Annotated in this window: 2 protein-coding genes and 1 pseudogene; 2 read left to right on the top strand and 1 reads right to left on the bottom strand. The window is 61.6% G+C overall.

Features of this window, described 5'->3' with window-relative positions; translation table 11 throughout:
• Positions 1-126 (bottom strand): annotated as a pseudogene (locus VKI00_RS14470) (hypothetical protein); the annotation flags it as partial.
• A 760-nt stretch (positions 127-886) separates the two neighbouring features.
• Between VKI00_RS14470 and VKI00_RS14465 the strand changes: the two are divergent.
• Positions 887-1,945 (top strand): alpha/beta hydrolase, encoded by a 1,059-nt coding sequence (locus VKI00_RS14465; protein ID WP_324438448.1) that lies wholly within the window; start codon positions 887-889, stop codon positions 1,943-1,945.
• 226 nt (positions 1,946-2,171) lie between these two features.
• Positions 2,172-2,906, top strand: a 735-nt coding sequence (locus VKI00_RS14460) for an SDR family NAD(P)-dependent oxidoreductase (protein ID WP_324438446.1), incomplete at its 3' end; no start/stop codon positions are given.

Here is a 2,906-nt window from a genome sequence, read left to right as displayed (position 1 = left end):
TCGCGATGCGAATAGCACCGCCAGCGACGGCGCCGCGCCCGCGAGCTCGTCGCGCGCGTGCGCTGCAGCCTCCACCGCGGCCTGCCGTGCGTCGGGCGCGGTGGAGACCCCGACTCCGACCCGCACCCCTCCATGATGCGCGTCGTGCAACTGCTGGCATCGGCACGCGACGAGCAAGTCGTTCCGCGGAGAGGTCCATATTGATTGCTACAAAGGGCGATACCTGTTCTACGTAGTGAAGTAGCAAAACATACCTGTAATTTGCGTGCCGACTCAATCGGCTGAACCAACGTCATTGTCTAATTGCCTAGCTGGCTACCCAGAATCAGGAATGTCAGAAATACGCAGATACGTACATCAGTACGTCAGTAAATTCTATCTAGCTGCTAAGATACACTGTACTGAGATACTGGAAGCAGTACCTACGGAAATCTCACCGCCATAATCCCTCTCCCCTAAAAAGCGAAAATAGACCCGCGTGCAAGCCACGCCGAACTGTAGTAGCTGTACATCGGTCCGATCGCGCTTCATAGAGTTATTAAAAGTTCATCATATGGTTTGCTCAGGTCCCGGGATTAGCCTCCTTGTCGTCAGCTCCAAGACCGTGACGAAGGCCCCCCCTGATCGAGCGCTCACCGCCTCGGAAGATCTCCGTCAAGCGACTTGGACCAGCCGAAATATCTTGCGCTGAAAGGGGAAGGCCATGCCATCGCCGCGCACGCCGACATCGGAGCCAGTAGCGACATTTTCTGATTCGAAAGAGCTGGGTTCGACGACAGTCTCGGATCGACAGGGCAACGTGCGGCAGCCGCACGCCCTTGCAAAGGCCCACTCACGACACATCGTCGGCGCGAGTCGAAACGCCCGACACCACGCGGTTGGGAGGATGACGGCAGGTACACCCATCCTCCGTCCGGTGCGCGACGTAACTCCGTCATTGGAGTTCCGCACCATCCATGGCCACCGGTGCGCATTCCGGATCGCCGGGTCAGGCCCTGCCATTGTGCTGATCCATGGCCTCGGTGCCAACTCATCAGTGTGGAACGCGGTGCAAGCCAGGCTGGCTCAGCGGTTCACTGTGATCGCGCCGGACTTGCTGGGTCACGGCGAGTCGGACAAGCCGCGGAACGACTCCTCGATCGCGGCGTACGCCAACGGGCTGCGTGATCTGCTGTCGGTGCTGGGCATCGACCGCGCCACTGTGGTTGGGCATTCGCTGGGCGGCGGCGTCGCCATGCAATTCACGTACCAGTTTCCGGAATTCGTCGAGCGGCTGGTGCTCGTCGGCACCGGAGGGGTCACCACGGACGTAAGCATCGCGTTGCGATTGGCCTCGCTGCCGATGGTCGGTGAAGCGCTTGCGGCACTGCGCCTGCCGGGTGTACAGCCGGCGCTGCGGCTTGCCGGGCGGGTAGTCCGGCTGACTGCGGGTTCGACCAGCTTTGGCCGCGACCTCCCCAACGTGCTGAGGTTGCTGGCGGACATTTCCGAACCGGCGGCTTGCGCGGCGTTCTCCCGCACAGTGCGTTCGTCGATCGACTGGCGTGGCCAAATGATCACGATGCTTGATCGCGCTTATCTGGCTGAACCCGTTCCTGTACAACTCATTTGGGGTGAGCAGGACTCGGTGATACCGGTGACTCACGCCAGGCTGGCACACGCTGCCATGCGGGGCTCGCGGCTGACGATCTTCGAGGGCAGCGGGCATTTCCCATTCGACGATGATCCGGACCGGTTCGTCGAAGTGGTGGAGCGTTTCATCGATTCCACCCAGGCCGGCGCCTATGACCGAGAGCTGCTGCGGCGCTTGCTACGCACCGGGTCGCCCCAACACGCCACCTCCGGACCGGTCGACATCTCGTCTCCGGCACAAGACGTCACCGAATCGGGTAGTCAACTACCCGGCGGCGAATCCGCTGAAGTTACGCTCTCAGCTACCAGCTAAGCGGACACCATTCAGCGAAAAATCTACGCTGCCATGGCCTTTCGCTGAACGTTTGAACACGAAACAGGTACTGCATTGCGCATTGCCGCCTGCCGGAGTGACGTGACCACCCGTTTGCCGTGAGTCGTGATTGACAGCGGTCGAGACGGTCCCGATACTCCACCAATACGATTGTCGGCCATCACCGATCTGAGGCTGACTGGTCGCGTTGCAATGGAGGTCGGCCGTGATCGATTTTGGACTATCCGGTAAGCGCGCCGTTGTGTCGGGCGCGGGCTACATCCCGGAGCGCGCGGGCCATGGATGGTTCACGTCGCTGGCCCTTGCTGAGGCGGGCGCCACGGTGGCCTGTATCGATATCGACCAGCAGCGCGCGAATCGCATTGTCGGCGAAATCGTCGGCAGGGGAGGTAATGCCATCCCGATTGTTGCCGATATGACCGACCCCGCGGAGGTCAGTCGGGCGATCGACGAAGCCGTCGCAGCTCTGGGCGGTGTTGATGTCTGCGTCGACATTATCGGCGGTGCGACCTGGTCAAAGGTTGAGGACTTCACCACCCAACTGTGGGACGTGGCGATCCACTACAACCTGACCCAGGTCTTCTACCTATTTCAAACCGTGGCAAGGCACATGATCGCCCAGGGCAGCGGTGGATCGTTGGTCGCACTCACCTCCGTCGACGGCATTGCGGCGGCGACCTACCATGCCGCCTACGGCGCCGCCAAGGCCGGCGTCATCTCGCTCGTCAAAACCTTGGCAGACGAACTGGGGCGGTACGGCATTCGCGCTAACGCGGTCGCACCAGGCAATGTGGGCTCGGGCAACGAGGACCAGCCGCCACACGAGTACGCCGTCAATGGAATTAATCCGCTGGCCGCGCCCCGCGCCCATGATGTCGCCAACGCCGCGTTGTTCCTCTCCTCTGAGCTGGCTGCCCGCATCACCGGTCAGACACTCGTC

The sequence above is a fragment of the Mycobacterium sp. genome, from assembly GCF_035314665.1.
GTDB lineage: Bacteria > Actinomycetota > Actinomycetes > Mycobacteriales > Mycobacteriaceae > Mycobacterium.
Note: the sequence above shows the minus strand (reverse complement) of the source record. Positions and strands in the feature narration are given on the sequence as shown.